The 2,425-nt window shown below is 70.5% G+C and carries 2 protein-coding genes; one reads left to right on the forward strand and one right to left on the reverse strand.

The genetic code is table 11. The annotated features are described in order from the left end of the window. A partial coding sequence (locus tag ACYP5B_RS53485; protein ID WP_459575632.1) for a LacI family DNA-binding transcriptional regulator occupies nucleotides 1–821 on the reverse strand: 821 nt, incomplete at its 3' end. Nucleotides 822–1,085: 264 nt separating this feature from the next. Between ACYP5B_RS53485 and ACYP5B_RS53490 the strand changes: the two genes are divergently transcribed. Further along, nucleotides 1,086–2,425 (forward strand): dihydroxy-acid dehydratase (locus ACYP5B_RS53490; protein ID WP_459575635.1); only part of this gene is annotated, 1,340 nt, incomplete at its 3' end.

The raw sequence follows: 2,425 nt of genomic DNA on the forward strand, positions 1-2,425 counted from the left end.
GCACCCTGCGCCAGCGTGTCCGAGCTGCAGAACACCACGTCCGGCCGCGCGCCGCCGTCGAGCAGCCGCGCCAGCCCCTCGCGGCCCAGCCCCAGGCTGGACGGCGCCGGCACGATGCTGCTCGGCACTTCCGTGATGCCGTAGCGGCCGAAGGCCTCGAGAAAGCCCAGGCGGCGCGACTCGGCGCGCTGGTCGCTGGCCGACAGGATGGCGGGCTTGCGATAGCCGCGCGCATACAGGAACTCGGCCACCGTCTGTCCCACCTTCTCGTGCGAGAAACCCACCAGCATGTCGATCGGCGTGGGCGTGATGTCCCAGGTCTCCACCACCGGCACGCGCGCGCCCAGCAGGCGGCGGCGCGTGTCGGCGGTGTGCGCGATGCCGGTCAGCACGATGCCGTCCGGGCGGCGCGAGAGGATGGCGGCCAGCAGGTCCTGCTCGCGCGTGGCGGCATAGCCCGACAGGCCCAGCATCATCTGGTAGCCCGCTTGCGAGAAGCGGTCGGTCAGCGCCTGGATGGTGTCCGCGAAGATCGAGTTGGCGATGGTCGGCACGATGGCCGCGATCAGCCGGCTGCGCCGCGAGGCCAGGCCGCCGGCCAGCAGGTTGGGCACATAGCCGGTGCGCTGGATGGCCTCCTGCACGCGCGCCACGGTACCCGCCGAGACCAGCCCGGGCTGGTTGACCACGCGCGACACGGTGATCGGCGAGACGCCCGCGATCTTGGCCACGTCGGCCAGCGTGACGCTGCCGGTGGCGCGGCCCGCGGGAGCTGGCGGGGGCGCGGTGCGAGGGGTGGTCGGCTTGCGGGATGAGGCCATGAATGTGGTGAAGGAAGCAATAAAAGCCAGCTGGCCGCAGGGTCGGCACGGCCAGCGTGGCCGCCATGATAGCGCCGGCGCCGCGGGGCGGGCTGCAATGCCGGCCCGCGCGACGGGTTAACCCCGAGCAGGCATGCGTTGTGATCGACAAATGACAGCGCTATCATCTGCAGTCTTCGGGGCCGGGGAAGCACCGCCGTCGCACGCCGAGGCCGGACAAAAAACAGACGTCGACACGACGCTACCAATCAGATGAGACAGCCCATGCCCACACCCCCCGCCAACTCCGCGCCACAAGACCGGCAAGACAGGCAAGACCGGCCCGCCAAGCGCCCCGAGGAACTGCGCAGCCACCGCTGGTACGGCGCCAACGACCTGCGCGCCTTCGGCCACCGCTCGCGCACCGCGCAGATGGGCTACAACCGCGCCGACTACGCCGGCAAGCCGGTGATCGCCATCATCAACACGTGGAGCGACATCAACCCCTGCCACAGCCACTTCCGCCAGCGTGCCGAAGAGGTCAAGCGCGGCATCTGGCAGGCCGGCGGGTTCCCGGTGGAGATGCCGGCGATGAGCCTGTCCGAGCCGTTCCAGAAGCCCACCACCATGCTGTACCGCAACCTGCTGGCGATGGAGACGGAGGAGCTGCTGCGCTCCTACCCTGCCGATGGCTGCGTGCTGCTGGGCGGCTGCGACAAGACCACCCCCGCCCTGCTGATGGGCGCGCTGGCGATGGACCTGCCGACCATCTTCGTGCCGGCCGGGCCGATGCTGCGCGGCAACTGGAATGGCGTCACGCTGGGCTCGGGCTCGGATACGTGGAAATACTGGGCCGAGCTGCGCGCGGGCAATATCACCGAGCAGGACTGGCAGGGCATCGAGGATGGCATCGCGCGTTCGCCCGGGCACTGCATGACGATGGGCACCGCGTCGACCATGACGGCCGTGGTGGAGGCCATTGGCATGTGCCTGTCCGGCGCCTCGTCGATTCCCGCGCCGGATTCGCGCCACGCACAGATGGCCTCGCTGTCGGGCCGGCGCATTGTCGAGATGGTGTGGCAGGACCTGAAGCCGTCAGAGATCGTCACGCCTGCCGCCATCGACAACGGCGTGCGCACCGCGCTGGCGCTGTCCGGCTCCACCAATGCCATCGTCCACCTGATCGCCCTGGCGCGCCGCGCCGGCCATGCGCTCTCGCTGGACCGCTACGACGCGCTCGCGCGCGGCACGCCGGTGCTGGCCAATATCCGTCCGTCGGGCCAGTACCTGATGGAAGACTTCTACTACGCCGGCGGCCTGCGCGCGATGCTGGCGCAGATGGGCGACCTGCTCGATACGCGCACGCTCACCGTCGACGGCCGCACGCTCGGCGGGAACCTGGAAGGCGCCCGCGTCTTCAACGACGACGTGATCCGCCCGCGCGACAAGCCGCTCGTGGCCAGCGACGGCCTGGCGGTACTGCGCGGCAACCTCGCCCCGGACGGCGCCGTGATCAAGCCCCCCGCGGCGCAGCAGGACCTGCTGCGCCACACCGGCCGCGCCGTGGTGTTCCGCGACTACAACGACATGGCGGCGCGCATCGACGACCCAGCGCTGGACATCGA

The organism is Cupriavidus sp. 8B (assembly GCF_054589115.1).